This is a genomic window from Actinomycetota bacterium, from assembly GCA_030682655.1.
In the GTDB taxonomy this organism is placed as follows: Bacteria; Actinomycetota; Coriobacteriia; order Anaerosomatales; family JAUXNU01; genus JAUXNU01.
This window is the reverse complement of record JAUXNU010000167.1, coordinates 1-1,016: the sequence shown is the minus strand read 5'-3', so window position 1 is coordinate 1,016 and position 1,016 is coordinate 1. Positions and strand designations below refer to the sequence as shown.

General features: G+C 68.0%; 1 protein-coding gene and 1 pseudogene. Both read left to right on the top strand.

Annotated features, from left to right (window positions below):
* Window positions 1-799: RNase adapter RapZ (gene rapZ / locus Q8K99_10930; GenBank protein ID MDP2183067.1), on the top strand; the 799-nt coding region annotated here is incomplete at its 5' end.
* Window positions 800-821: 22 nt separating this feature from the next.
* Window positions 822-1,016: pseudogene (locus tag Q8K99_10925) on the top strand (2-phospho-L-lactate transferase CofD family protein).

Below are 1,016 nucleotides of genomic sequence, written 5' to 3'. Positions count from 1 at the left end.
GGACATGGGCTTCTTCTGTATCGACAATCTGCCGCCACAGATGCTTCCCCGTGTGGTCGACCTGTTCTCTCTCGAGGGGAGCCGCGTGGATCGCTTGGCTGTCGGGATCGCCGTGCGCGGGGCACTGTACTTCGCCGAGCTGGGCGAGGTGCTCGACGGCGTCTCCCGGCGGGGCGCAGACCTGCACATCCTCTTCCTGGAAGCGTCGGACGTATCGCTGGTGGCGCGCTACCAATCCACCCGCAGGCCTCACCCCCTGGCCCACGACGGATCCCTCTTGGCAGGTATCCAGGAAGAGCGCGGGCTCCTTGCCCCGCTGCGAGAACGCGCCGACGTGGTGATCGACACCTCCGGCCTCAACGTGCACGAGCTCCGGCATCGGTTGCAGGAGACGCTCTTCGCGGGGCAACTCCGCAACCAACTGCTTGTCACCTTCGTCTCGTTCGGCTTCAAGTTCGGGGTACCGACGGAGGCGGACATGGTCTTCGACGCCCGCTTCCTTCCCAACCCTCATTGGGTGGACGAGCTCCGTCGGCTCACGGGCCTCGATCAGAAGGTGAGCGACTTCGTGGTCGCGCGTCCGGAGTCCCATGGCTTCCTCGAGCGGGTGGCGGGGCTGATCCTGTATCTCGTGCCCGCCTATCTCTCCGAGCAGAAGACCCAGCTGGTGGTCGCCGTTGGCTGCACGGGTGGGCGGCACCGCTCGGTGGCGCTCGCCGAAGCCCTGGCCGCCTCCCTCTCCAAGGACCCGCTGGTGGAGACCGGAGTGCGTCACCGCGATGTCGAGCGCGCGGGCTGACGCCATCCGGGGGGGCGGACCTCCCCGGGTGGTGGCGATCGGCGGGGGGACGGGCCTCTCCACCCTGCTGCGCGGACTGAAACATCTCACGCCTTGGATTACCGCCGTGGTCACGGTGTCCGATGACGGAGGCTCGTCGGGGCGCCTGCGCGATGAGCTCGGGGTCCTGCCGCCGGGGGACATCCGCGGATGCCTGGTGGCGTTAGCCGACGACGAA